Source organism: Rhodococcus sp. 5A-K4, from assembly GCF_046097995.1.
In the GTDB taxonomy this organism is placed as follows: domain Bacteria; phylum Actinomycetota; class Actinomycetes; order Mycobacteriales; family Mycobacteriaceae; genus Rhodococcus_F; species Rhodococcus_F erythropolis.
Window position 1 is genome coordinate 1 of sequence record NZ_JBJURM010000020.1, and the last position, 24,558, is coordinate 24,558.

25 protein-coding genes and 1 riboswitch are annotated in these 24,558 nt (G+C 64.0%); of the genes, 14 read left to right on the plus strand and 11 right to left on the minus strand.

The window, feature by feature from the left end:
• Positions 1-103: 103 nt before the first annotated feature.
• Genes ACKAMS_RS23285 through ACKAMS_RS23300 form a run of 4 tightly spaced genes read left to right on the plus strand, consistent with a single transcriptional unit; the run spans position 104 to position 4,682 of the window.
• Entirely contained in the window at positions 104-871 is a 768-nt protein-coding gene (locus ACKAMS_RS23285) for a TSUP family transporter (RefSeq protein WP_080910376.1), read from the plus strand.
• A gap of 30 nt (positions 872-901) precedes the next feature.
• The gene (locus ACKAMS_RS23290) at positions 902-2,422 is read left to right on the plus strand and encodes a TldD/PmbA family protein (RefSeq protein ID WP_021344293.1); all 1,521 of its coding nucleotides are present in this window, start codon (positions 902-904) and stop codon (positions 2,420-2,422) included.
• Entirely contained in the window at positions 2,419-3,777 is a 1,359-nt protein-coding gene (locus tag ACKAMS_RS23295; protein ID WP_029255375.1) for a metallopeptidase TldD-related protein, read from the plus strand. The genes ACKAMS_RS23290 and ACKAMS_RS23295 overlap by 4 nt, the downstream gene beginning before the upstream one ends.
• Positions 3,777-4,682, plus strand: coding sequence for a TIGR01777 family oxidoreductase (locus ACKAMS_RS23300; RefSeq protein WP_408989601.1), 906 nt, complete (start codon positions 3,777-3,779; stop codon positions 4,680-4,682). Before ACKAMS_RS23295 ends, ACKAMS_RS23300 begins: the two co-directional genes overlap by 1 nt.
• Before the next feature lie 5 nt (positions 4,683-4,687).
• Here the strand turns inward: ACKAMS_RS23300 and ACKAMS_RS23305 are convergent, their stop codons facing one another.
• Positions 4,688-5,068 (minus strand): PPOX class F420-dependent oxidoreductase, encoded by a 381-nt coding sequence (locus tag ACKAMS_RS23305; RefSeq protein WP_197942236.1) that lies wholly within the window; start codon positions 5,066-5,068, stop codon positions 4,688-4,690.
• Between the two features lie 203 nt (positions 5,069-5,271).
• Between ACKAMS_RS23305 and ACKAMS_RS23310 the strand changes: the two genes are divergently transcribed.
• A complete protein-coding gene (locus ACKAMS_RS23310; protein WP_408989602.1) occupies positions 5,272-6,927 on the plus strand; it encodes a GMC oxidoreductase in 1,656 nt (551 codons plus the stop codon).
• A 39-nt stretch (positions 6,928-6,966) separates the two neighbouring features.
• Here the strand turns inward: ACKAMS_RS23310 and cobN are convergent, their stop codons facing one another.
• Positions 6,967-10,587 (minus strand): cobaltochelatase subunit CobN, encoded by a 3,621-nt coding sequence (gene cobN, locus ACKAMS_RS23315; protein WP_408989603.1) that lies wholly within the window; start codon positions 10,585-10,587, stop codon positions 6,967-6,969.
• Between the two features lie 63 nt (positions 10,588-10,650).
• Positions 10,651-10,736: riboswitch (cobalamin riboswitch) on the minus strand.
• A gap of 74 nt (positions 10,737-10,810) precedes the next feature.
• On the opposite strand from cobN, the gene cobG reads away from it, so the two are divergent.
• From cobG to ACKAMS_RS23355, 8 genes are all read left to right on the plus strand, one after another.
• Complete coding sequence (gene cobG / locus ACKAMS_RS23320; protein ID WP_020969650.1) at positions 10,811-11,953, plus strand: precorrin-3B synthase; 1,143 nt, start codon at positions 10,811-10,813, stop codon at positions 11,951-11,953.
• Between the two features lie 19 nt (positions 11,954-11,972).
• On the plus strand, positions 11,973-12,599 hold the full coding sequence (locus ACKAMS_RS23325; protein ID WP_007729839.1) for a precorrin-8X methylmutase: 627 nt from the start codon (positions 11,973-11,975) through the stop codon (positions 12,597-12,599).
• Positions 12,596-14,083 (plus strand): precorrin-3B C(17)-methyltransferase, encoded by a 1,488-nt coding sequence (cobJ, locus tag ACKAMS_RS23330; protein ID WP_029255380.1) that lies wholly within the window; start codon positions 12,596-12,598, stop codon positions 14,081-14,083. Before ACKAMS_RS23325 ends, cobJ begins: the two co-directional genes overlap by 4 nt.
• A 26-nt stretch (positions 14,084-14,109) precedes the next feature.
• A complete protein-coding gene (locus ACKAMS_RS23335) occupies positions 14,110-14,469 on the plus strand; it encodes an HNH endonuclease (RefSeq protein WP_259120834.1) in 360 nt (119 codons plus the stop codon).
• Positions 14,466-14,870, plus strand: a complete 405-nt coding sequence (locus ACKAMS_RS23340) for a hypothetical protein (protein WP_259120832.1) — start codon at positions 14,466-14,468, stop codon at positions 14,868-14,870. The genes ACKAMS_RS23335 and ACKAMS_RS23340 overlap by 4 nt, the downstream gene beginning before the upstream one ends.
• A complete protein-coding gene (locus ACKAMS_RS23345; RefSeq protein WP_408989604.1) occupies positions 14,867-15,106 on the plus strand; it encodes a PLDc N-terminal domain-containing protein in 240 nt (79 codons plus the stop codon). The genes ACKAMS_RS23340 and ACKAMS_RS23345 overlap by 4 nt, the downstream gene beginning before the upstream one ends.
• A 77-nt stretch (positions 15,107-15,183) precedes the next feature.
• On the plus strand, positions 15,184-15,774 hold the full coding sequence (locus ACKAMS_RS23350; protein WP_259120831.1) for a dihydrofolate reductase family protein: 591 nt from the start codon (positions 15,184-15,186) through the stop codon (positions 15,772-15,774).
• An 83-nt stretch (positions 15,775-15,857) separates the two neighbouring features.
• On the plus strand, positions 15,858-15,986 hold the full coding sequence (locus tag ACKAMS_RS23355; RefSeq protein ID WP_259120830.1) for a hypothetical protein: 129 nt from the start codon (positions 15,858-15,860) through the stop codon (positions 15,984-15,986).
• 204 nt (positions 15,987-16,190) lie between these two features.
• On the opposite strand, the gene ACKAMS_RS23360 is transcribed toward ACKAMS_RS23355, so the two are convergent.
• Positions 16,191-16,973: an alpha/beta hydrolase gene (locus tag ACKAMS_RS23360; protein WP_046378575.1), complete on the minus strand. Its 783-nt coding sequence runs from the start codon at positions 16,971-16,973 to the stop codon at positions 16,191-16,193.
• 274 nt (positions 16,974-17,247) lie between these two features.
• Between ACKAMS_RS23360 and ccsB the strand changes: the two genes are divergently transcribed.
• Positions 17,248-18,207 (plus strand): c-type cytochrome biogenesis protein CcsB, encoded by a 960-nt coding sequence (gene ccsB / locus ACKAMS_RS23365; RefSeq protein WP_408989605.1) that lies wholly within the window; start codon positions 17,248-17,250, stop codon positions 18,205-18,207.
• Between the two features lie 13 nt (positions 18,208-18,220).
• On the opposite strand, the gene ACKAMS_RS23370 is transcribed toward ccsB, so the two are convergent.
• From ACKAMS_RS23370 to ACKAMS_RS23405, 8 genes are all read right to left on the minus strand, one after another.
• The gene (locus ACKAMS_RS23370) at positions 18,221-18,736 is read right to left on the minus strand and encodes a DUF1990 domain-containing protein (RefSeq protein ID WP_408989606.1); all 516 of its coding nucleotides are present in this window, start codon (positions 18,734-18,736) and stop codon (positions 18,221-18,223) included.
• Entirely contained in the window at positions 18,736-19,095 is a 360-nt protein-coding gene (locus tag ACKAMS_RS23375) for a VOC family protein (RefSeq protein WP_019748498.1), read from the minus strand. Before ACKAMS_RS23375 ends, ACKAMS_RS23370 begins: the two co-directional genes overlap by 1 nt.
• Before the next feature lie 10 nt (positions 19,096-19,105).
• Positions 19,106-19,747, minus strand: coding sequence for a ScbR family autoregulator-binding transcription factor (locus ACKAMS_RS23380; protein WP_019748499.1), 642 nt, complete (start codon positions 19,745-19,747; stop codon positions 19,106-19,108).
• Between the two features lie 159 nt (positions 19,748-19,906).
• On the minus strand, positions 19,907-20,806 hold the full coding sequence (locus ACKAMS_RS23385; RefSeq protein WP_225320034.1) for a HAMP domain-containing protein: 900 nt from the start codon (positions 20,804-20,806) through the stop codon (positions 19,907-19,909).
• Positions 20,807-20,972: 166 nt separating this feature from the next.
• On the minus strand, positions 20,973-21,719 hold the full coding sequence (locus ACKAMS_RS23390) for a cobalt-precorrin-6A reductase (protein WP_047888151.1): 747 nt from the start codon (positions 21,717-21,719) through the stop codon (positions 20,973-20,975).
• 23 nt (positions 21,720-21,742) lie between these two features.
• On the minus strand, positions 21,743-22,492 hold the full coding sequence (cobM, locus tag ACKAMS_RS23395; RefSeq protein ID WP_019748502.1) for a precorrin-4 C(11)-methyltransferase: 750 nt from the start codon (positions 22,490-22,492) through the stop codon (positions 21,743-21,745).
• On the minus strand, positions 22,489-23,772 hold the full coding sequence (locus tag ACKAMS_RS23400; protein WP_047888149.1) for a bifunctional cobalt-precorrin-7 (C(5))-methyltransferase/cobalt-precorrin-6B (C(15))-methyltransferase: 1,284 nt from the start codon (positions 23,770-23,772) through the stop codon (positions 22,489-22,491). The genes cobM and ACKAMS_RS23400 overlap by 4 nt, the downstream gene beginning before the upstream one ends.
• On the minus strand, positions 23,769-24,530 hold the full coding sequence (locus ACKAMS_RS23405) for an SDR family NAD(P)-dependent oxidoreductase (protein WP_020969664.1): 762 nt from the start codon (positions 24,528-24,530) through the stop codon (positions 23,769-23,771). The genes ACKAMS_RS23400 and ACKAMS_RS23405 overlap by 4 nt, the downstream gene beginning before the upstream one ends.
• Between the last annotated feature and the right edge of the window lie 28 nt (positions 24,531-24,558).

The window sequence follows — 24,558 nt, forward strand, 5'->3', positions numbered from 1 at the left end:
ACGAGCGCCAGCGCGCTGTCCGCGATCATCGGCTTTCCTCGCAGCCACAGGCTGAACCTCCGCATGTGATCAAGAGTGTCACAGCTGTGAAAGAGTCACCGCCGTGGATATTGCTGATTGGGGACTGCTGATGACGGCAGCAACGGCGGCGGGTTGGGTGGACGCCGTCGTCGGCGGCGGCGGATTGATTCTGTTGCCCGCACTCTTTCTGGTCGCCCCGCAATTGACCCCGCAGGCCGCACTGGCCACCAACAAACTGACGGCATTCACCGGGACGAGTGCTGCGGTGTACACGTTCTCGCGTCGAATCCCGATGCAATGGCGGCAGATGGCGCCGGCAGCCGCCTTGGCAGCGGTGACGTCCGCGTGCGGGGCGGCGGCCGTTTCACTGATCGACAAGAAGTACTTCATTCCGATCGTGATGGTCGTACTCGTCGCTGTCGCCGTCTTCGTGACAATGCGGCCGACGCTGGGCACCACGATCGCCACTCATCGTCCGACGCAGCGCAAGACCGTCCTCGTCTTGCTGCTCTCCGCCGGACTCATCGGGCTTTACGACGGTCTGCTCGGACCCGGCACCGGCACTTTCCTCATCATCAGCTTCGCCACCTTCCTCGGAACCGAATTCGTTCGAAGCGCAGCCATGGCGAAGGTGATCAATCTCGGTTCCAATTTCGGCGCGCTCGCCTACTTCGCCGTCACCGGGCATGTCTGGTGGAGTTTGGGTTTGGCGATGGCGGTGTGCAACGTTCTCGGCGCGGTCATCGGTTCGCGGATGGCGCTGAGCAAGGGATCCGGATTCGTCCGGATCACGCTGTTGGTGGTCGTGATCGCCATGGTGATTCGCCTCGGATGGCAGCAGTTCGGTTGAGATCGGCGGTCGTCGGCTAGCGTCGTGTGCGTGACCGTCACCCGAGATGTCGATGCAGATTTCCTCGCCCTCCCGCTGCGAGCCGTCGCTGATGCGGCGCTGTCGGCAGCGAGAACAGCCGGCGCCCAGCACGCCGATGTTCGTGTCCACCGCGTGCTCACACAGTCGATCCGCTTGCGCGACGGCGTAGTTCAGGCGGTGTCCGACGGAGACGAGATCGGGGTCGCCGTCCGTGTGATCGTCGACGGCACGTGGGGATTCGCCTCGCACGCCGAGGTATCCCCTGACGTCGCGGCTGCGCTGGCACGCCAAGCGGTCGAGGTTGCGAAGGCATTACGCTCGCTCAATCGGGATCCGGTCACCCTCGCCGACGAGCCCGTCTATGCCGACGCGACGTGGGTGTCCCCGTACCTCGAAGATCCCTTCGCGACACCGACGGCCGACAAGGTAGCGCTGCTGGTCGACTACTCCGGACGGCTTCAAGCCGCTGACGGCGTGGATCACGTCACGGCGAGTGTCCTCCAGGTCAAGGAGCAAACTTTCTACGCGGATCTGGCCGGTTCGTCGATCACCCAGCAACGGGTGCGTCTGCACCCCGAGTTCGAGGCGACCGCCGTCGACAAGTCGGCCGGCAGCTTCGAATCGATGCGCACCTTGGCGCCGCCGGTAGGTCGCGGATGGGAGTACCTCGGGGCGCAGAGCACGTGGAACTGGGGTGATGAGCTCGCGCAGATCCCGGAGTGGCTGGCCGAGAAGACCAAGGCACCCACTGTCGAAGCAGGTCCGACCGATCTCGTGATCGATCCGACCAATCTGTGGCTCACGATCCACGAATCCATCGGACACGCCACCGAATACGACCGGGCGATCGGCTACGAAGCGGCCTACGCCGGTACGTCGTTCGCGACGCCGGACAAGCTGGGAACGCTGAAGTACGGAACGCCACTCATGCACGTGACCGCCGATCGTAACGAAGAGCACGGCCTGGCCAGCGTCGGGTTCGACGACGACGGCGTCGCCTCTCAACGGTGGGATCTGGTGGCAGAGGGAACACTGGTCGGGTATCAACTAGACCGCGTGTTCGCGCCGAGGCTGGGGCTGACGCGTTCCAACGGCTGCTCGTACGCCGACTCCGCACATCACGTTCCCATCCAGCGAATGGCCAACGTCTCGCTCTCCCCCGACCCTTCTACGGACACCTCGACCGCAGACCTGATCTCGCGAGTCGAGAACGGCATCTACGTCGTCGGTGACAAGTCCTGGTCGATCGACATGCAGCGCTACAACTTCCAGTTCACCGGTCAGCGGTTCTTCAAGATCCGTGACGGAAAGCTCGACGGTCAGGTGCGTGACGTGGCGTATCAGGCGACGACGACGGATTTCTGGGGCTCGATGGAAGCCGTTGGCGGTGAGTCGACCTGGCGCCTGCAGGGCGCATTCAACTGCGGCAAGGCGCAACCCGGTCAGGTTGCGGCGGTCAGCCACGGCTGCCCGTCCGCTCTGTTCCGCGGAGTCAACATCCTCAATACTCGTTCGGAGGCTCAGCAGTGATCGATCCGCAGCAGGTCGTCGAGCGTGCATTGGCCGCGAGGACGGTAGACGAATCGTTGGTGATCGTGACCGATGCGAGTGAGGCGTCGCTGCGGTGGGCCAACAATTCGATGACCACCAACGGAGTTTCGCTGTCCCGGACGTGGACGGTGATCTCGATCGTGCGCGAGGGTGACATCGCGAAGGTGGGCACTGTCAGTTCCAGCAGTGTCGATCCGGAGCAGATTTCTGCGCTCGTACAGGCAAGCGAACAGGCTGCGCGCACAGCCACTCCGGCTGACGACGCGTCCGACCTGATCACGCAGTCGGCGGCAGAGACCGACTGGGACCTGCCGGCCGCCCTGACCGACATCGGTGTCTTTGCGCAGTTGGCTGCCGACCTGTCCACGGCCTTCGACAGTGACGACCAGTTGTTCGGCTTCGCTCACCACCAGTTGCACACCACCTGGCTCGGAACTTCGACGGGCGTGCGACGTAGAACGGCTCAGGCCACCGGCTCCGTGGAGATCAACGGCAAGCGCGGCGACGCCAGCGCCTGGGTCGGATCCGGAACTGTCGATTTCACTGACATTTCAGTGCCGAACCTTTTGTCGCAGTTGACCACTCGACTCGACTGGGCGGAAAATTCGGTCAGTCTGCCCGCCGGCCGCTACGAGACGATTCTTCCGCCTTCGGCTGTCGCGGACCTGATGATCTATCTGATGTGGACCATGGAGGGGCGCGGCGCCGAAGAGGGCCACACCGCACTTTCCACCACCGGTGGTACCCGGATCGGCGAGAAGCTCGGATTGCCACTGACACTCACCTCCGACCCCGGCGCCGAGGGCTTGCAGTCCGCGCCGTTCGTGATCACGACGTCGTCGAGTGAATCCGTTTCACTGTTCGACAACGGTATGGAGATCGAACCCGTCGACTGGGTCCGAGACGGCGTCGTCAATGCGCTGGCGTACCCGCGCCACGCTGCACGAGAGTTCGGTCGACCTGTCGCAGTTCCCGGCGACAATCTCATCCTGACCGGTGGTGACGCCACCTCGATCGAGGACATGATCGCAGGTACCGAGAAGGGTCTACTGCTCACAACCCTCTGGTACATCCGTGAGGTGGATCCGACGACGCTGCTGTTGACCGGACTCACCCGTGACGGGGTGTATTTGATCGAGGACGGCGAGATCGTCGGCGCCGTCAACAACTTCCGTTTCAACGAGAGTCCGCTCGATCTCCTGCGGCGGGTCACCGAGGCTGGACGCACCGAGATCACGCTTCCCCGCGAGTGGAAAGACTGGTTTACCCGCACGGCCATGCCGCCGATGCGGATTCCCGACTTCCACATGTCCTCGGTCAGCCAGGCGCAGTGATGACGAAGGTCGTGATCGCCGGCGGTACCGGCGCTCTCGGCCGCCGAATCAGCGACGATCTCGCCGACCGCGGGTATGACGTCGTGGTCCTGACTCGGTCACCGAAACCCGGCAGGCACAGGCAGGTTCAGTGGGACGGTGTCACGGTCGGCGACTGGGCAGGAGAACTCGACGGCGCCGCGGTGATCAACCTCGCCGGCGAGTTGGTCGATCGCCGACCCACCCCGGCAAACATCGCACTGCTCACCAGTTCCCGAGTCGATCCGACCCGCGCACTGGTCGAAGCGTCGAAACTACTGGCGCACCCTGTTCCGGTGTGGATCCAGGCGAGCACGCTCGCAATCTACGGCGACGCCGGAGAGACCCGACTCGACGAGGCTTCCCCACTCGCTGACGGACCACCTCAGATGACCGACGTCGCAAAGGACTGGGAGGCAGCGGTCGAGGGAGCAAACACGTCACGAGTAGTGATCCTGCGAACCAGCGTCGTATTGGAGAAGGGCACACCGGCGCTCGAGCGACTCCTGTTGCTCGTACGTCTCGGTCTGGGCGGACGCGTTGCGTCAGGGCGACAATGGACAAGTTGGATTCACATCGACGACTGGCTGTCGATCGTTCGTTGGGCCCTCGAACCCGATTCGGCTGCCTCGGGGGTGGTCATCGCGACTGCCCCGGATCCCGTCCGCAATTCAGAACTGATGGCCGGGCTGCGCAAGCACCTTCACCGGCCACCTGCGCCGCCGACGCCCGCTGTCATGGTCAGATTCGGCGCGTTCCTGCTGCGCAGAAACGCTGCCTTGGGCCTGACGGGTCGTCACGCCGTGTCGAAAGTGCTGACGGACAACGGCTTCCCCTTCACCTATCCGCGGTTCGATTCAGCGTTGGACGATCTGCTCGGCAACTGACGCGGTCAAGCTGCAGTGATGGCAAGTCCGATCGTTCCGGTCTTGCCGCGGCGCAGGAGACTGCCTTTCATGGTGATCCAGCCAAGGATTCCGTAGCGACGCGCGATCGCGTCGCGAGCATGATCGGTGCCCGGCGCGTCGAGGATCTCGGCGACGGCGGCAACCGGTTCACCCTTCGGATTTCCCCGCGCGTCACACGCGGCGACTGTGACCAAGGGGTTTCGCGTGATGCGCTTGACCTTGTAGGAATCGGTGACGGTCCACATCAGGAGCTTGTCGCCGTCCGGCGCGGCCCAGAGCGGCGTCGCCACCGGCGTTCCGTCCTTGCGGAAGGTAGTGAGTAGGACGTACTTGGCCTCGGAGACGCGCTTGAAGTCGGAGTTCACTCCTCGAGGATAGGGGCGGGAACCTCTCACTGGACACCGATGAGCCTCGGCGACTATCCGGCGACCTTCCGCAATCGGCTGAAACATGCCACTTATGCACGTTTTATCCGGTTTCTGTGCGCATTCAACATGCCGTTTCGTCCCCAAACTCCATCTCGAGTTATTCTGAGGCAAATCATCGAATTGGGGAGTCGAACAAACACATGCAGCGTCGTGACATGCAGCGTCGTGACTTTTTCAAAGCGGCCGGAGTGGGGGCAGCAGTTGCAGTCGCGACACCGCTCATGTCGACCTCGATCAGCCACGCCGCCCCCGCGCCTCTGCGTGCGCTACCGATGGGTGCCGATCACTACCGCGCACTCGTCCCCGAGTTGTTCGTACCCTCGCCCACTCCCCCGGAACATTCCGAAGCCATCGTCATCGGGTCAGGTTTCGGCGCCAGCGCGACCGCTCTCCGGTTGGCGCAGAGCGGCACCCAGGTCACCATCCTCGAACGCGGACTCCGATGGCCGCATGATCCGCAGCGGGAGATTCACACCTCCGACATGCTGGCCGACGGCCGCGGAGTTTTCCGGCGCACATCGTTCACCAACCTCACCGGACTCCCGGTGGTGTGCGACTACTTCAGCGGCGTCCTCGATGCCACCGACTACGAACACATCTCGGTCTGGCGCGGCGCTGCAGTCGGCGGTGGTTCCATCATCTTCACCGGCGTGATGATCGCGCCCGAGCGCCGATTCTTCGACGCAGTCTTCGGCAACTCCCTCGACTACGACGAGATGGCGTCCACCTGGTACCCCAAGGTGCGCCAGATGCTGCGTCTGAGCCCGTTGCCCGAAGACATTTACCAAACCCCGAATTTCGGTCACTCGCGTCGTTGGGATCAGGACGCTCGTCGTGCCGGATTCGATCCGCAGCGGATCGACGGGATCTGGAACTGGGACGTGGTGCGCTCAGAACTCGACGGCCGAACCCGAGCCTCGGCCACTGTCGGTGACAGCAACATGGGTAACTCCAACGGCGCGAAGTTCGACCTCACACAGAACTACATTCCCGCCGCCGAAGCCACCGGACGAGCCACCGTCTGTTACGGACATCAGGTGCTCGCGATCAGTCGCGAACGTGATGGACGCTACGTCGTCGACGTCGAATCGACGGATCCGACGGGTGGCGTTCTGGCCCGGAAGACTCTTACCTGTGACCGTCTGTTCCTCGGCGCCGGCTCGATCGGCACCTCCGAACTGCTGGTACGCGCCCAGGCGACGGGCGCGCTGCCGAACCTCAACGAACACGTCGGTAAGGGCTGGGGAACGAACGGCGACGCCGGGATGGTGCGCTCGTTCGGCTTCAGTGACGGCACTGCGCAAGCCGCACCGTCGGCATCACGCATCGTCGACGAGTCGGGAATGCCCCTCTCCCTGGAAAACTGGTACGTCCCCGGCCTACCCGTCAACATCGGCATGCTCGGAACCTTGGGTATGACCCTCGATTCGCAGCGCGCCGACTTCGCCTACGACGGGGGCAACGATCGGGTGGTGCTGAACTGGCCGAAGAACGGCAACGACGCCACCGTCGAGGCCCTGCGCGCCGTCCAGAACAAGATGGCCTTCGCCGGCACCACGCTGCCGTCCGCCTTGCCGTTCGCGAAAGACGTCAATTCCTCGTTCACCGCCCATCCCCTCGGCGGTGCGGTTCTGGGCAAGGCCACTGACGGCTACGGGCGAGTCAAGGGCTACGACGGCCTGTACGTGATGGACGGCGCTGCCATTCCGGGCAGCACCGGCACCGTCAATCCGTCACTGACCATCACTGCTCTGGCGGAGCGGAACATCGCTCAGATCATCAAGTCCGGACGCTGAAACACTTCAGCGCCCGGACCTGCTGATGATTCTCGAGGTTTACTCCCCCTCGAGTTCGCCTTCGGTTTCGAGGTACACCTGACGCAAGCCGTCGAGTGTCTTCTGCTCGGGGTGCTCCCACATGTTGCGCTCGGCGGCTTCGAGGAGCCGCTCGGCGATTCCGTGTAGTGCCCACGGATTGGATTGCGTCATGAACTTCTGGTTCTGCTCGTCCAGAACGTAGGTCTCGGCGAGCTTTTCGTACATCCAGTCCGCGACCACGTTGGTGGTGGCGTCGTACCCGAAGAGGTAGTCGACCGTGGCTGCCATCTCGAAGGCACCCTTGTACCCGTGACGGCGCATCGCGTCGAGCCAGCGGGGATTGACCACGCGCGCCCGGAAGACACGTGCGGTCTCTTCCGAAAGTGTGCGTGTGCGAACCGATTCCGGCCTAGTGCTGTCGCCGATATATGCCTCGGGCGACTTTCCGGTCAGCGCGCGCACGGTGGCAACCATGCCGCCGTGGTACTGGAAGTAGTCGTCCGAATCGGCGATGTCGTGCTCACGTGTGTCGGTGTTCTTGGCCGCCACGTTGATTCGACGGTAAGCACTGCGCATGTCGTCGGCTGCCGGGATTCCGTCGAGCCCACGGCCGTACGCGAAGCCGCCCCAGTTGGTGTACACCTCGGCGAGGTCGTCGTCACCGCGCCAGGTCTTGGAGTCGATGAGTTGCAGCAGTCCGGCGCCGTAGGTTCCGGGCTTCGAACCGAAGATACGGGTGGTCGCACGCCTGGCGTCGCCGTGCTCGGCAAGGTCGGCCTGTGCGTGGGCGCGCACGTAGTTCTGCTCGTCCGTCTCGTCCAGTGCCGCGACCAGCTGAACGGCGTCGTCGAGCAGTGCGAGCACGTGCGGGAACGCATCACGGAAGAATCCGGAGATGCGGACGGTGACGTCGATGCGCGGGCGGCCGAGTTCTTCGAGATCGATGACTTCGAGGTTGACGACGCGTCGGCTTGCTTCGTCCCAGACGGGGCGAACACCGAGGAGCGCGAACACTTCGGCGATGTCGTCGCCGGAGGTACGCATGGCGGCGGTTCCCCACACCGACAGACCCACCGAGCGCGGGTATTCGCCGTGATCGGCGAGATAGCGAGCGGCGAGCGACTCGGCCATCGCCTGACCGGTCTCCCATGCCAAGCGTGAAGGAACTGCCTTGGGGTCGACGGAGTAGAAGTTACGACCAGTGGGAAGAACGTTGATCAGGCCGCGGAGCGGTGACCCACTCGGACCCGCGGCGATGAATCCGCCGTCGAGCGCGTGCAGGACCTGCTTGATCTCGTTGTCGGTCTGCCGAAGACGCGGAACCACTTCGGTGGCCGCGAACTGCAGGATCTTCACGACGGTCTCGTCGTCGCTGAGTTGTTCTGCCGCAGCGGGGTTCCAATCGGCGTCGTACATGCCGCGAACCAGTGCGTGCGCCTTTTCCTCGACGTCGTCGACACGGCTGCGCGACTCGTCGCCGTCTTCGCTGAGCCCGAGTGCTTCACGCAAACCGGGGACGCTCTGTTCGCCGCCCCACATCTGACGGGCACGCAGCATGGCGAGGACCAGTTCGATTTCGGCGTCGCCCTGGGGTGCACGGCCGAGAATGTGCAGACCGTCGCGGATCTGGACGTCCTTGATCTCGCACAGCCAACCGTCGACGTGCAGGAGCATGTCGTCGAACACGTCTTCTTCAGGCCGCTCGGCGAGGCCGAGGTCGTGGTCCATCTTGGCGGCACGCATCAGTGTCCAGATCTGCTGGCGAATAGCCGGGAGCTTGGACGGATCGAGTGCGGAAACGTTGGAGTGCTCGTCGAGCAGTTGCTCGAGGCGGGAGATGTCGCCGTAGCTTTCGGCACGGGCCATCGGCGGGATCAGGTGATCGACGAGCGTCGCGTGAGCACGACGCTTGGCCTGTGTTCCCTCGCCCGGGTCGTTGACCAGGAACGGGTAGATCAGCGGCAGGTCGCCGAGCGCTGCGTCGGTGCCGCAGTTGCTGGACATGCCGAGCGTCTTGCCCGGCAACCATTCGAGGTTGCCGTGCTTGCCGAGGTGCACAACGGCGTCGGCGCCGAATCCGCCGTTGTCCGGGGTGGCAGCGATCCAGCGGTAGGCCGCGAGGTAGTGGTGGCTCGGCGGCAGATCCGGGTCGTGGTAGATCGCGACAGGCTTTTCACCGAATCCCCGTGGCGGCTGGACCATGAGGACGATGTTGTTGAATCGCAGTGCCGCGATGACGATTTCGCCGTCCGGATCCTGCGAGCGATCGACGTACAACTCGCCGGGCGCTGTGCCCCAGTGTTCCTCGACTCCGCTGCGCAACTCTTCGGGCAGAGTGGCGAACCAGTCGCGGTACTTCGCTGCCGAGATGCGGATCGGATTGCCCTCGAGCTGCTCGGCAGTCAGCCAGTCGGGATCCTGTCCGCCGGCCGCGATCAGGGCGTGGATCAGCGCATCGCCGTCCTTGGCTGCCAGACCGGGAACTGCGTCAGGACCGTCGACCGGACCGAGGTCATAACCGGCAGAACGCATTTCGGTGAGCAGATCGATTGCGCTCGCCGGAGTGTCGAGGCCGACGGCATTGCCGATACGGGCGTGCTTGGTCGGGTACGCCGAGAGCATCAGAGCAACGCGACGCTGGGTGGTCGGAATGTGACGAAGCTTGCCGTGACGGACGGCGATACCGGCGACACGGGCAGCGCGCTCGACATCGGGGACGTACGTGGACAGCCCGTCGGAGTCGATTTCCTTGAAGGAGAACGGGACGGTGATGATGCGACCGTCGAACTCCGGCACCGCCACCTGCGTCGCGACGTCGAGAGGCGACAGTCCGTCGTCGTTCTCGTCCCAGGTGGCGCGGCTACTGGTCAGGCACAGCCCCTGCAGGATCGGGACGTCGAGTGCAGCGAGTGCGGCGACATCCCAGGCTTCGTCGTCCCCACCGGCGGACGCGGTGGCGGGCTTGGTGCCGCCGGCAGCAAGAACTGTCACGACCATAGCGTCGGCGCGGCGGAGCGTGCTCAGAAGTTCGGCTTCTGCGGTTCGCAGAGATGCGCAGTAGATCGGCAGCGCGGTGCCACCGGCCTCGGCGACCGCGTCGCACAAGGCCTGGATGTACCGGGTGTTTCCGGCCAAATGCTGGGCGCGGTAGTACAGCACTGCGATGACCGGACCGCTCGCCGAGTCGAGATCGGGCGCGAAATCAGCGATGCCCCAGGCAGGCAGGTGAGCCGGCGGCTCGAAACCGTGGCCGGTGAGCAGGACGGTGTCGGAGAGGAAGTGGTGCAGCTGTGCCAGATTCTGTGCGCCACCCTCGGCCAGGTAGTTGTGCGCCTCGGCAGCAACACCGGCGGAGACCGTCGAGCACTCCATGAGGTCGGCATCCGGCGCGTGCTCGCCGCCGAGAACGACTACGGGGAGTCCGGAGGCGAGGACCATCTCCAAGCCGTCTTCCCAGCTGCGACGGCTGCCGAGGATACGAACGATCACGAGGTCGACGCCGTCGAGCAAGGGCGGCAAGTCCTCCGAGACCAGCAAGCGTGAGGGGTTGGCCCAGCGATAGGAGACGCCGTCGCCGGCTTCCTGGCTGGCGCGGGCGCTCAGCAGATCGGTATCGGACGTGGAGAGCAGAAGAATCACGGGTGAAGCCTTCCTGGGGTTTCGCGCCCCGTGGCACAGATCTGTCATCGACGGCGGTTGAGGGTCTGACTCGTGTTTCCGAGCGGAAACACGTCCCGCTCGAGCAACACTCACAGTGGCGCGACCGCACCGGACTTTCACCGGTTTCCTCAACTGCCGTCACTGGTGGTGGTGATGCTACCGGTCCGCAGAAGGCACTCATGACAGGTCGTACCCTGGAGCCATGCCCACGGACCGTTCACAGCCAGACGCGTGCCCGGGTGCACTGCAAGTTCACCACGCCGCCGACGGCGCACTGGCACGCGTGCGCCTACCCGGCGGACTCCTCACCCCGGTCCAATTGCAGACGCTCGCCGACGCAGCGCGCGATCTCGGCAATGGGCAGATGGAACTCACCTCGAGGGGCAACGTCCAACTGCGCTCGGTCTCGGACCCCGAAGCCTTCGCAGCGCGAATCGCGTCGGCCGGTCTGCTGCCGTCCGCGACGCACGAGCGAGTGCGCAACATCCTCGCGTCCCCACTGTCCGGCCGTATCGGGGGCGTAGCCGACATTCGTGAACTGGTCCACCGTCTCGATTCGGCGATCCAAGCGGATCAGGCATTGGCGGACCTGCCAGGGCGAACCCTGTTCACCCTTGACGACGGGCGCGGAGACATCACTGGGCTACGGGGCGATTTCGGGCTCCACGCGCGCAGTGCCACCGAACATTCACTGGTGCTCGCCGGTCACCACACCACTCACCGCGTCCAGGCGGACGACGCCGTCGAATTGCTCCTCGAGGCGGCTCGATCATTCCTCGACGTCCGCGACAAGCACTGGCGCCTGGCCGAGGTTCCGGACGGTATCGAACGCACCCTCGAGCAGCTGGGTCTGAGCGCCGAGTCCACCGGTGCGGCGGACCTCACGCCGGATGCACGGCCCACCATCGGCTGGCTCGAGCAGCGCGACGGGACCGTAGCCCTGGGCGGAGGCTTGCGATTCGGGCTGCTGGACGCTCGGCTGGCCGAGTTCCTGGCCGCCGTCGACAAGCCCGTTGTCGTGACGCCGTGGCGATCGGTGCACATCTTCGACCTCGACGAATGGGCTGCCGAGCAGGTAGTCCGGGTGTTGGCGCCGATGGGGTTGATCTTCGACGAGAACTCACCGTGGCTCGACGTCACCGCCTGCACCGGAAGCCCGGGATGCGAGAAGTCGCTCGCCGATGTGCGCACCGACGCAATCACCGCCGTCGAGCAGGCAGAACTGCCCGTCGTCGGGCGCCAGCACTGGGCCGGGTGCGACCGCAGCTGCGGACGTCCCCGCGGGGACGTAGCGGATGTGATTGCGACGGGTGACGGTTACCGGGTGAATCCGGCCGATCGGTGATGCCTCTATCGTGTGGCACATGATCGAGTACATCCGTGACGGCGCGGAAATCTATCGCCAGTCCTTTGCCACCATTCGGGCCGAAGCCGACCTGAGCCGTTTCCCGGCGGATGTCTCGCAAGCTGTAGTGCGCATGATTCATGCAAGTGGCCAGGTCGATCTCGTCGACGACGTCGCCTTCACACCCGGTGTCGTCTCGGCTGCGCGCGCAGCTCTGCGCGATGGCGCGCCGATTTTCTGCGACGCCCAGATGGTGGCTGCCGGCATCACGCGCAAGCGTCTGCCCGCCGGTAACGACGTCATCTGCACCCTCGGCGATCCGCGGGTTCCCGTGCTGGCGTCGACCATCGACAACACTCGCTCGGCGGCTGCTCTCGAACTGTGGGGAGCCAAGCTCGAGGGCGCTGTTGTCGCGATCGGAAACGCACCCACCGCACTGTTCCATCTCCTGAACCTCATCGAAGCCGGCGCACCCCGTCCGGCCGCCATCGTCGGAGGTCCGGTCGGCTTCATCGGCGCTGCCGAGTCGAAGGAAGCCCTCATCGAACACGCCAGCGGGATCGATCATCTCGTTCTCCGCGGCCGACGCGGCGGCAGCGCGATCACCGCGGCCGTCGTCAATGCGATTGCGAGCGAAGTCGAATGAGTGCAGGCAAGCTCTGGGGTGTCGGTATCGGCCCCGGCGATCCCGAGTTGGTGACCGTCAAGGCCGCCCGCGTCATCGGCGAGGCCGATGTGGTTGCGTTCCACTCCGCGAGGCACGGCAAGAGCATCTCCCGCGGAGTTGCAGCGCCGTACATGCGCGAAGGACAGATCGAAGAACACCTCGTCTACCCCGTGACCACCGAGACCGTTGATCATCCCGGCGGATACCAGGGCGCGATGGACGAATTCTACGAAGCGGCTGCCGAACGGCTGGCAGTTCACCTCGCGGCCGGTCGAACCGTCGCGTTGCTCGCCGCCGGCGATCCGCTCTTCTACAGCTCCTACATGCACATGCACAAGAGGCTGGCCGATCGCTTCGACGCCGAAGTGATTCCCGGCGTGACCTCCGTCAGCGCGGCATCTGCTGCACTCGGAAAGCCGCTGGTCGAGGGTGAAGAGATCCTGACGATCCTGCCCGGAACGTTGCCGCAGGCCGAGCTGACCAGGCGACTCAAGGAGACCGACGCCGCAGCCATCCTCAAGCTCGGACGTACGTTCCCCCCGGTCCTGCAATCGCTCGAGGATTCCGGCCGCTTGGATGAAGCGCACTACGTCGAGCGCGCGAGCACCACACGTCAACGCGTCGAATCCGCTGCCGAGGTCGACCCGGACGGAGTTCCGTACTTCTCGATCGCCATCGTTCCTAGCCCGTCGAACAACCCTCGACCAGCAACCGAATCCCGCGGCGAGGTGGTCGTGGTCGGACTCGGACCGGGCGACACCGCCTGGACCACACCTGAAGTGGCGCATGAGCTTTCGTTGGCCACCGACCTCGTCGGCTACGGCCCGTACGTCGATCGCGTGCCGACGCGTCCGGGCCAGCGGCGCCATTCCAGCGACAACCGCGTCGAAGCCGAACGCGCCGCGATGGCGTTGGACCTGGCGAAGAACGGCGCCCGTGTAGCTGTCGTCTCGTCGGGAGATCCCGGCGTATTCGCCATGGCTGCAGCAGTTCTCGAAGTTGCCGCCGAAGACCAGTGGCGCGGCGTCCCGGTCCGCATCCTTCCCGGTATGACGGCGGCAAACGCTGTCGCCAGTCGCGTCGGCGCTCCCCTCGGGCACGACTATGCGGTGCTCTCGTTGTCTGATCGCCTCAAGCCGTGGGATGTCGTCGCGCGCCGTATCTCGGCAGTTGCAGCCGCAGACATGGCATTTGCGGTCTACAACCCGGCGTCGAAGTCCCGGACGTGGCAGGTCCAAGCCATGAAAGACCTCGTGCTCGAGCACCGCTCCCCTGAGACTCCTGTTGTCATCGGGCGCGATGTTGCCGGCGCCGAGGAATCAGTTCGCGTCGTAACCCTCGGCGAGCTCGAGCCTTCCGAGATCGACATGCGGACGCTGCTGATCGTCGGCTCATCGATGACGACGGTCGTCGAAACCGGTTCGGGCCGTCAGGTGTTCACCCCGCGGCGCTACCCGGAGTGACCACCACTCGGCGATAGCATGGCGTCATGCCCGTCAACCGGACCCGGAAAGCCAGATACGCGCGCAAACGCAAACGCCGAATGGATCTGGTGGAGCACGACCTGTCCGTCGAGCAGTGGTCCGCGCTCAAAGCGGCCTGGGGTGTCTGCGCGTACTGCGGCGAGCCGGACGAGTCGCCGCAGCGTGACTGTGTGCTGGCGATCTCCCGCGGTGGGCGCTACACGCTCGACAACATCGCACCGGCGTGCCGCTCGTGCAATGCAAGCAAATGCAACAGCGAGGTCACTCTCTGGTTGCGGCGCAAGGGGTATGACGAGAAGGCCTTCCTCCTGCGCCACGCGGAGATAGGTATCGAGATGAGGGCGCAGTTCTCGGAGCAGTCGTGACGACCCCGCACGAGTTTCGCCCGATCCTCGACGAGTTGATGGAGTTCGAACCTCTGTTTCACCGAACTCGAGTAGCGATGTCACGAGACGAGTTCGATGCGGTCGTCGACCCGGAGTTCCGGGAGATCGGAGCCTCGGGTGCGCGATACACCCGCGATTACGTGCAATCGGTCGTCGCGAGCCGGCGACTCCGCGGCGAAGTGAACGACGCCGCCGAACTCGGGTGGACGGTTGACCAGCCAGCGCTGAGCAGGATCGCGCCTGACACGTATCTGGTGACGTACCGGCTGGCGCAGGCGCATCGTGTCACCGAGCGATCATCCATCTGGCGGTTCGCCGAGAATCGATGGAGCGTGTTGTTTCATCAAGGCACAGTCGTCGAAAGTGGTCTGGAAGCGTGAACGAATCGATCCACAACCCCACCGTTTCACTATGGGCGGACATCACCTTCACCGTCTTCGTTCTTGCCTGGATCTTCATCACGATTAGCGCGCTCGTGGCGATCGTGCGCACCGACTTCGACCGCTCGGGCGGCAAATTCTGGTGGTCGGCACTGGTGATCGCGGTGCCTGTACTCGGTGCGCTCGTCTGGTTGCTGTTCGGTCGACCCCCGCGTGACTCCAGGTCCCGAACCTGATCTACACCGACGGCCCGGCAGTAGTCTGAGTACGGTCCGGTGCTGTCACTCTGCGCGTATCAGGGGAGAACAACGAGATGAGACCACTTCGATACTCGATCAACGTCACTCTCGACGGCTGCTGCCATCACGAGGCGGGGCTTCCACCCGACGAGGAGTCGATGCGCTACTGGACCGCTCAGATGGAACGAGCCGATGCTTTGCTGTTCGGCCGGGTGACCTACGAGATGATGGAGTCGACGTGGCGGCGGCCCGCAACGGGGACGTGGCCTGACTGGATGGACGAGTGGGAGATCCCGTTCGCCGAGGCAATGGACCGGGCGAAGAAGTACGTCGTGTCGAGCACGTTGAGCGGGGTCGATTGGAATGCCGACCTGGTGCTGGGCGACTTGGGGCCAGCAGTTCAGCGACTCAAGGAGCAGCCCGGCGAAGGCCTGTGGGTTGGCGGCGTGACACTCCCCCTGGCATTGGCAGACCTGGGACTGATCGACGAGTACGAGTTCCTTGTGCAACCGGTCCTCGCCGGACACGGACCGACGTTGTTTGCCGGTCTGCGCGAGCGCATCCAGCTTGAGCTCGTCGATCGCCACGAGTTCCAGTCGGGTGCAGTCGCCGTGCGATATCGGCCCACTCAAATACCGCCCCCGGGTCAGGTATCGGACGGGTAGTCGACGCATGGCTGGACATGCGCGGTTGAAACCACATGTCGTCGCCTCAGTTCGGACGCGAGAAGAGTTTCCAGTCTTGTTCGGTGCTCGGTATTGACCGGATACTCGGCACAGCACGAGCATTAGCCACCGAAGTTCTCCGGACAATCCTCGACGAGATCGAAGCATCGAACTGGATCACGAACAAGTTCGTTCCGCCCGGCGGACCGTAAGGACCACTCGTCGCTATCGAACACTCTGGCCCCCTATTCCACGGGCACTGCACCTCGAGCTGTAAGCACCCCCGGTCGAGGGCCATGCTTGCGCGCACCCTCGCGCGCCTCAGCAAAAATGGCCAAGCTGGACGGCTACTAGCGAGCGAAGGATCGAAATCGCATCGGCGTCCGACACAGGCCGGACGCCGATACGTGTTCACGTCAGCTCACAGGAGCGCCACCGCTCCCGCCGAGGTGGCGGGCGAAGAACCGAGCCGAACTGTCTCGCTCGTAGTCGGGCACCGGATAGTGCCTGCCCGAGTAGGCGTGCAGCGTCTTCTCCTTCGAGCCGAAGGCATCGAACAACGCCACCCCTGACGTGCGGTCGTAATCCTTGTCGTCCCAAGGGATCCGGTACTCGACCGGGACCGTGAGCTTTCGCGCTGCCGCGAGGAGGGAGCTGTCCACAAAAACTCCCCCGAAGCTCACGGCAGCGATCCTGGATTCGACCGGGGCCAACATGAGCCCGGTCACGACCCCTAGCGACACGCCGCCGAAGCCGATCGGAGCGTCGGCGTTGACGTCGGGCAGCGTTTGCAGAGCGTCGATGGTCGCCTGCCATTCCGGCACTGCACGCTCCGCCAACGATCGGTTGTACTCGACGACGATCGGGGCGATCGGCTCGTGGGCCGCCCTAGCCTGGTGGATCGCCTCGACCCACTGTTCGTCCTGTGTGTTTCGCGGCCGGTCGCCATGTCCGGGCGCGTCGATCGCGGCGACTGTGAACCCGTGAGAGCTCACACTGTGGAGTGCGCTGGCAACCAGTCCTGGTGCCTTCTTGTGCATGCCGCCGGAGTGCCCGGACAGCAGAAGGGGTGATTCGACAGATCCGGACGCGGGTGACCAGAGCACACCGGTGATGTCGTCCAGAGTGAAATGGCGTTCGACGACCCCGTTCAACGTCGTCTCGGAAGTGAATTCGATGGTCTGAGAATTGGATTGCATGGTGTTACCTTTCGGGATTGCCTACTCGAGGCGCTCCCGGCGACACCTACGTCAATCGCCGATCCGTGAACACGAGTGGGAGCACCCACATGGTTACAGCGTTCATGGGTCTCACCTCCTGGCGTGTTGTCACGGTCTCGCACAAGCTATCAACCCCAACCGAAGCTCGTCCAATCATTTTCCGGACCACTGATCCGACAGACGGCCCTGCCAGTTCTACGATCGTGTGTAGTAGATTCCAAACGACAACCAACCGGTCGTTATGAGGAGCCTGATGTCGGTCGATCCAGTTCTCGTGCAGTACAGCGACTACGCCTTCGCGTCGTCTTTCGCGATTTACGTTCTCGCCCTGGTTCTTTCCGTCGTCGACTTCTCCAGCACACCCCTCTCTGCCACGGTGCGACCGGCACTCGCACATGCCGGAAGTGCATCGAATCCGGCATTGCCCGGCCGGATCGCATTGCCGCCGAATCGAACCCGCGCCCATCGTGCGGGTCGCGCTGCCATGTCTCTCATCGTCGTCGCCCTGGTCCTCAACGTCACCGCGCTTGCACTTCGCGGCATCTCGACGCACCGATGGCCTCTCGGAAACCTCTACGAGTACGCGCTTTTCCTCAGCGCGGCATTGGTGGCATGCTGGCTGGTCATTCTGCGGCGGTACCCGATTCGATCGTTGACCATCTTCGTTCTGTCACCCACCGTGGTGCTTCTGTTCGTCGCCGCCGCAAGCATGTATGCCGAGGCAGCGCCGGTCGTACCCGCTCTTCGTTCGTACTGGATCGGCGTGCACGTCACGATCATCGTCGCCGCCTCCGGCATCCTTACGTTCGCAAGTGCGGTCAGCGCACTTTTCATGATTGCCGAGGTGGGTCCGCAGTCGAAGAAACGCGCGTTGCGTTGGATTGCGGCACGACTGCCGTCATCCGAATTGCTTGACCGCGTGGCCTACCGAACAACGGTCGTCGGGTTCCCATTGTTCAGCCTCGGGGTGATCTGCGGGGCGATCTGGGCGGAAGCCGCGTGGGGACGTTTCTGGGGCTGGGACCCCAAAGAGACGGTCTCGTTCATCTCCTGGGTTCTCTATGCCGCGTACCTCCATGCGCGCGCTACCGCAGGGTTGAAGAACATGCGTGCGGCATGGATCAATGTTGCTGCGCTCGCAACCATGCTTTTCAACATGTTTGCAATCAACTACGTCGTGTCGGGATTGCACTCGTACGCTGGATTGAATTGACGCCTACAACGGGTCAAACCCGCGATCGGTCGACGCTCGCGCGGACGGCACGGATGTAGCGGCGCGTCACAATCGCCTGAACTCGACGTCCGATCGGAGCGCCGAGACGTACCCACCACGTTCCAGGCTTGGAGAATGCGACGATCTCGAGACGAACCGCTTGGCTGGTCTCGTCGAACTGGACGGCAAACAATTCCTCCCCGCATTCGGGGTGGCCTGCGCGGGTTCCGTACGCGAAGCCCTTGCGATTGGGGTCGTCGACGACATAGACGATCCGAACCGGGATAGTCACCGGACCGAGTCCGAAAGTCGCATCCTGACCTGCCACCGCGGTCGGGGCTGCCGTACGGACGGTCAGACCGGCTCCGCGGTGCATTCCCCATTCCAGGACGGTACGAGCTGCGACCTCGAAATCTTCACGTCCGGATCCGACGATCGCGCTCTCGTGAACGTGGTGATAGCCAGCGGGGAGAACGCCTGCCGTCGCGCCCACCTCGAGGTACGTCAGTCCGCCCGGGCCGGACACCATCACTGCTCGCGTCGGTGGCTGAGGATGTTGATCACGTGACCGTCGGGGTCGGCAGCGAAGAACCTGCGCACACCCCACGGCTCCTCGGTGACGGGGTAGACGATCGTGTCGCCGCGCTGCACCGCGGCCTCGTACGCTGCGTCGAGATCGTCCACCTCGACGGAGACGTCCGGCACGACGGGGGCATGAGCGTCGTGCGTCATGACGCTGATCTGCAAGGACGGATCCGTCGGCGAAGCCAACGTCACGATCCACCCGTGATCCATGACAACTTCGAGGCCCAGCACTTCGGTGTAGAAGCGCTGCGCGGCCTCGAGTGAACTACTCGACAGATCCGAAACTATCCGCGTGACGGCCATGTCCCGCAGGCTACGCCGCCGCCGGAGTCCACCGCGACTTGACGAGGCGCTCGATGTCACCGGAAAGTTCGTCGCTGACGATTCCCGGAAGCAGGATCTGCCACATCTCGTCGACACGATCCGGAAGGTCCGAGCGTCGGGTGAGAACGTTCGAAACCAGCTGTACTCCGGTGAATGCCGAGGGCATGAACCTGCCGAACGATTCTGCACTGACCGATTTTCGGATTTCACCTTCCGCCTGAGCTCTGGCGGTGAGATCGGTGATTGCCGAGATCCATTCGGCGTACGGTTCCACCGGCCCCTCGTACGTGCTCAGTTCCAGCGTCAGGCGAATGCCCGCGCGAACGATCGGCTCGTCGACAATCTGACGTGCCATTTCGTGCGTGAGCATGATCATTTGTTCCAACGGGTCCTTGCCCGTCGCGGAAATCGCCTGCACCGATTCGATCGAGAGCCGATGCTGTTCGGCAATGATGAATTGCGCGAGCTCGTCCTTCGACGCGAAATGGAAGTACAACGCGCCCTTGGTAGTACCGGCCCCCGAGACTATGTCGGCCATGCTGGTGCTGCCGTAACCAGTCTTCTCGAACTGCGCGGCCGCGCCGGCAACGATTTGCTGCCGAGTCAGCTCGGCGCGTGCTTGCTTGACCACTGAATCCCTCTCGTCCTCCAAAGGCCCCCGCCCAGCAAACCCCACGGTTCGCGCCACACTCCAGCTATACCCAAAAACTTCACAATTGCCCCACATTACCAGCGCTCCTTCCATTGCTTCAATTACGAATGCAACAAAGGCGCTGGTCAGACGTCCGATTTAGAGGGAATCTCCTCTCCCCAACGTGCTTTCGTCAACCCGCGCACGGTCCACCAACTCTCCGACGAGGAGCGTCAACTCCATCATCTGGTCCGTGATTTCCTCACGCAACTGCGTTGCATCTGCCTCGGAAATCGCGCCGGACTTGGTATCGAAAGACATCAACAACTCGATATTGGTGCGAAGTGCAGTCAACGGAGCCAGAAGGTCCTGGCCCGCTTCGGTGATCAGACTTCTCTGGCGCGCCCGCGATTCCGACAACGTCCCGAGCATCCGATTGAAACTGACTGTCAACGACGCCAACTCGTCGTCGCCGGTCACCGGAATCGGCGCAAGATCATCCGTTTCGGCAACCCGCCGCGTTGCCGCAGTGAGTCGCGCAATTGGTCGTAATCCTGTGCGTGCCACAGCATCTCCGGCCGCATAGGCGAGTGCGATGCCGGCCGCCCCGAGTGCCGCCAACACCACTGCGAGTCGCTTGAGGACCGAACGGGTCGGCCCCAAGGATTGGGCGACAACCAAAGTTTGGCCCGCAACCGAGGGCTCGACAAGAATTCGATACGCATCGACGGTTGCGATCGTCTGCGACGAATTGCCGTCTGCGATCGACCTGATGGCGTCTGCGCTGGTGCTGAACGGCGGCAGACCGGGAGTCGCCGTCACCAAGGCGCCGTCGGCAGTGAGAAGCCCCACCGCCTGGATGACCGCTGTATCCGCGCCGGCCGTCAATCCCAGAACCGGTGTGACACCGCCGAAATTGACGGTGTCGGTGATCGCGTCACTCGTGCGCTCGAGTTGTCGATCGACGTTGCCTTGCAAATACGCGTTGAACACGATGTACACCGCCGACGCCGACACGATCACCGCGATCGCCACCAGGCCTGCAGTCAGCAATTTCACGCGCGCATGGAGCGTCCGCACGTGAATTCCCGATGGTTTTCGACGGCTCATTCCGGGAACCGACACTCTCATGCGCGGTCCCGCAGTGCGGCGTCGAAAGATCCCAACATCCCTCCAGTATGGTCACGGAACCTTAGACGAACCTGAAGCGAACGCGATGTCGGCCTCACAGCGCCGTTCCACTACCGAAAGCCGTGAGCCAGTCCACCGCCCCGGCTTCGGTGTCGAATGCCGGAGCGGTCGCCGGGATCGGTGGTCGTTCGACGACGATCACCGGGATCGACAATTGCCTGGCGGCGGCGATCTTTGCGTACGTCTGCTCGCCGCCACTGTTCTTGGTGATCACGACGTCGACGCCGTGAGTTCTCATCAGATCGACTTCCGCTTCGACGTCGAATGGGCCACGTGCGAGCAGCAATTGCGAATGAGGCGGCAATGTCCCTGAAGGCGGATCGATGGAACGCACGAGAAACGAGACGTTCTTCACGCGGTCGAACGCCGAAACTCCTTGCCTCCCGATCGTCAGAAAAGCGCGTGAGCCGATCGTCGGCACCAATTCTGCGGCGTGATCGAGATCGCGTACCGGAAGCCAGGTGTCGCCGGGTTGCTCGCGCCACGGGGGGCGTCGATACATGGCGTACGGAACGGAATTTGCGCGGCACGCGTCGAATGCATTTTTGGTGATGCGAGCGGCAAACGGATGTGTGGCGTCCAGCACTGCACGAATATCGTTGGCCGACAACCACTCCGAGAGCCCGTCGGCTCCCCCGAACCCACCGATGCGCACTTCCCCCTCCGGCCATCGAGGATCACGAACCCGGCCGGCCAGCGATGTGACAACTTCGAGGTCGGCTGAATCGGCCAACCGAGAAGCGATCACTCGACCTTCACCCGTGCCGCCGAGCAAGAGCACGCGACGACGAGTACCCGTCGGGGTCAGTGTGTGCTTCTCTCACGCGCCGCCGAGTAGAGATAGCTGTCCGGGAATCCTTCAGCAGTCAACACTCGGCCCACGATCACAACGGCCGTCTTCGTGATGCCGGCTGCATGAACAAGTTCGACGATCGTCTTCAAAGTGCCTCGAACAACGATCTCCTCGGGCCGCGAGGCGAAGGCGACGACCGCCACCGGGCAGTCCTCGCCGTAATTGTCGGCCAACTCGGATGCGATCTGTTCGATGCGATGAGCGCCGAGGTGAACCACCATCGTTGCGCCGCTGCGGCCCAGGGACCGCAGATCCTCGCCCTCCGGCATTGCCGTCGACAAGGTGGAGACTCGGGTGAGAACAATGGTCTGCGAGACGCCTGGGACGGTCAGCTCACGCCTCAGCGCTGCGGCGGCCGCGGTAAATGCAGGAACACCGGGAATCATGTCGAAATCGACACCCGCGGCGTCCAGGCGACGAGCCTGCTCGGCTACCGCGCTGAAGATCGACGGATCACCGGAATGCAGACGCGCGACGTCCAGCCCGGCCGAATGCGCTTCGACAAGGATCGCGGTGATCTCGTCCAGGCTCAGGCGAGCAGTGTCCACGACCTGCGCCCCGACCGGGCACCACTCGAGCAACTCCGCTGGGACAAGGCTGCCGGCGTACAAGCACACAGGGCTCGCAGCGATGATGCGTTGCGCGCGGACAGTGATCAGATCTGCCGCACCGGGACCCGCACCGATGAAATGAACGGTCATTGTGTGGATTCCTCCGGCGTATCTGTGCCTGCGCCTGCAGACGGCTGACTTTTTGTGACGGACCATTGGACCACCGGAAGTTGCGGTCGCCAAACGTTGAACGCGCCCAAAGGCTCGGCGCGCTGCACCTGAAAGCGTCGCAGCGTCCCACCCTGGCGACTCATCCAGCCGAGCAGCAACGATTCGGACTCGGCGGTCACGGCGTTGGCAACCAGACGCCCGCCCACGCTCAACTGCTCCCAGCACGCTTCGAGCATTCCCGGTTGCGTGACGCCGCCGCCGACGAACACCGCATCGGGACGCCGAACCTCTTCCGCAAACGCCTCGGGCGCGGTCCCTTTCACTGCCAACGCAGGCACGCCGAGATTGAGTGCATTGGCACCGATCTGCGATACCCGGCTCGCCACTTTCTCGAATGCTGTTGCAGTGCAACGCGGGTGGGTTCTCATCCACTCGATGGCGACGGTGCCCGACCCTCCGCCGACGTCCCAGAGGTGTTCTCCCGGCGCCGGTGCGAGTGCACACAACGTCAATGCGCGGATCTCCTGCTTGGTCATCTGACCGTCGCCGACAAACGCAGCATCCGGTAGACCCGGGATTCGAGTCAGCCGCAACGGATGATCGACCGAGATGCACTCGACGGCCAGAACGTTCAACGCGTCCACGTCCTCGTCCGCGTGATCCCACTCGTCCGCCACCGTGACGGTCCGCGATTCCTCGGCCCCGCCCAGCTGGGCCAGTACAGTCAGAGTCGATCGTCCGAAGCCCGCGCCGGCCAACAGACGTGCCACCTCCCCCGGTGTCGAGCGCCCGTTGCTCAGAACCAAGAGGCGCGCGCCATCGACCACTGCCGCCAAGACGGTCGCCGAGTCTCGGTTCACCAGGCTCACGATGTCGACCTCGGCCGATGCCCATCCCATTCGCGCGCTCGCCAACGCCACCGACGACGGGTGCGAGATCACTCGCACGTTGTCCGCGCCGAGCAGCCGGACCAACGTGACGCCGAGGCCGTGGAACATCGGGTCACCGCTGGCGAGCACACATACTTTGCGGTCCGCGTTCTCGGCGAACATCGACGGCAACGCCGGAATCATCGGAGACGGCCAGGTGAGCCTGGTGGGCGCACGCCGTGCCCCGAGATGTGCCGCCGGGACCAAGTCCAGCTGGCGCGGCGACCCCATCAGGACCTCCGCACCGAGGATTGCACCCTGCGCGCTCTCGGACAGCCCTTCCCAGCCGTCGGCGCCGATGCCGACGATCACCACCGGGTGTGCGGTCATCGCGGCATCCGGCGCCAGATCGTCTGAGGCAGAAGCCGCATGACGAAGAACACCGGCTGCAGAATTCGCGGAACCCACACCCGAGTCGCCCCGGAGTTCAGTCCCCGTACGACGGCGTCGGCGACCTGCGACGGAGTGCTCGACATCGGGGCAGGCGACATTCCCTCGGTCATCTTCCCGATGACGAACCCTGGCCGTACCAGCATCAACTGCACGCCCGAACCGTGCAGCGCGTCGCCCAGACCGCTGGCAAAACCGTCCAAGCCGGCCTTTGCGCTCCCGTAGACGTAGTTGGCGCGGCGAACCCGAACGCCGGCGACGGACGAGAACACCACGATCTTTCCGGTTCCCTGTCGGCGCATGATCTCCGCGAGGTGCGTGAGGATGCTGATCTGCGCCACGTAGTCGGTGTGCACCACCGCGACCGCATGCGCCGCGTCGGTTTCGGCACGCGCCTGATCGCCGAGAATTCCGAAGGCCAGCACTGCAACCGAAATCCGACCGTGCTCGGCGACTACGGCCTCCAGGAGGTCTCCGTGCGTGTCGACGGCGTCGGCGTCGAACTCGACGGTGGAGACGCCGACCGCTCCGGCGTTCCTGAGCATCTGCTCCTGCTCCGACAGCTCGCCGCTGCGTCTGGCAGCCAGAACGATGTTGCGGCCCGGCGCGAGCCTGACCGCGATCTCGAGGCCGATCTCACTTCGTCCGCCGAGGAGCAGTACCGTCTCGATGTCATTCACGTTCGCACCCGCAGTCACCGCTCCAGTGTCCTGGATTACCGTCGTG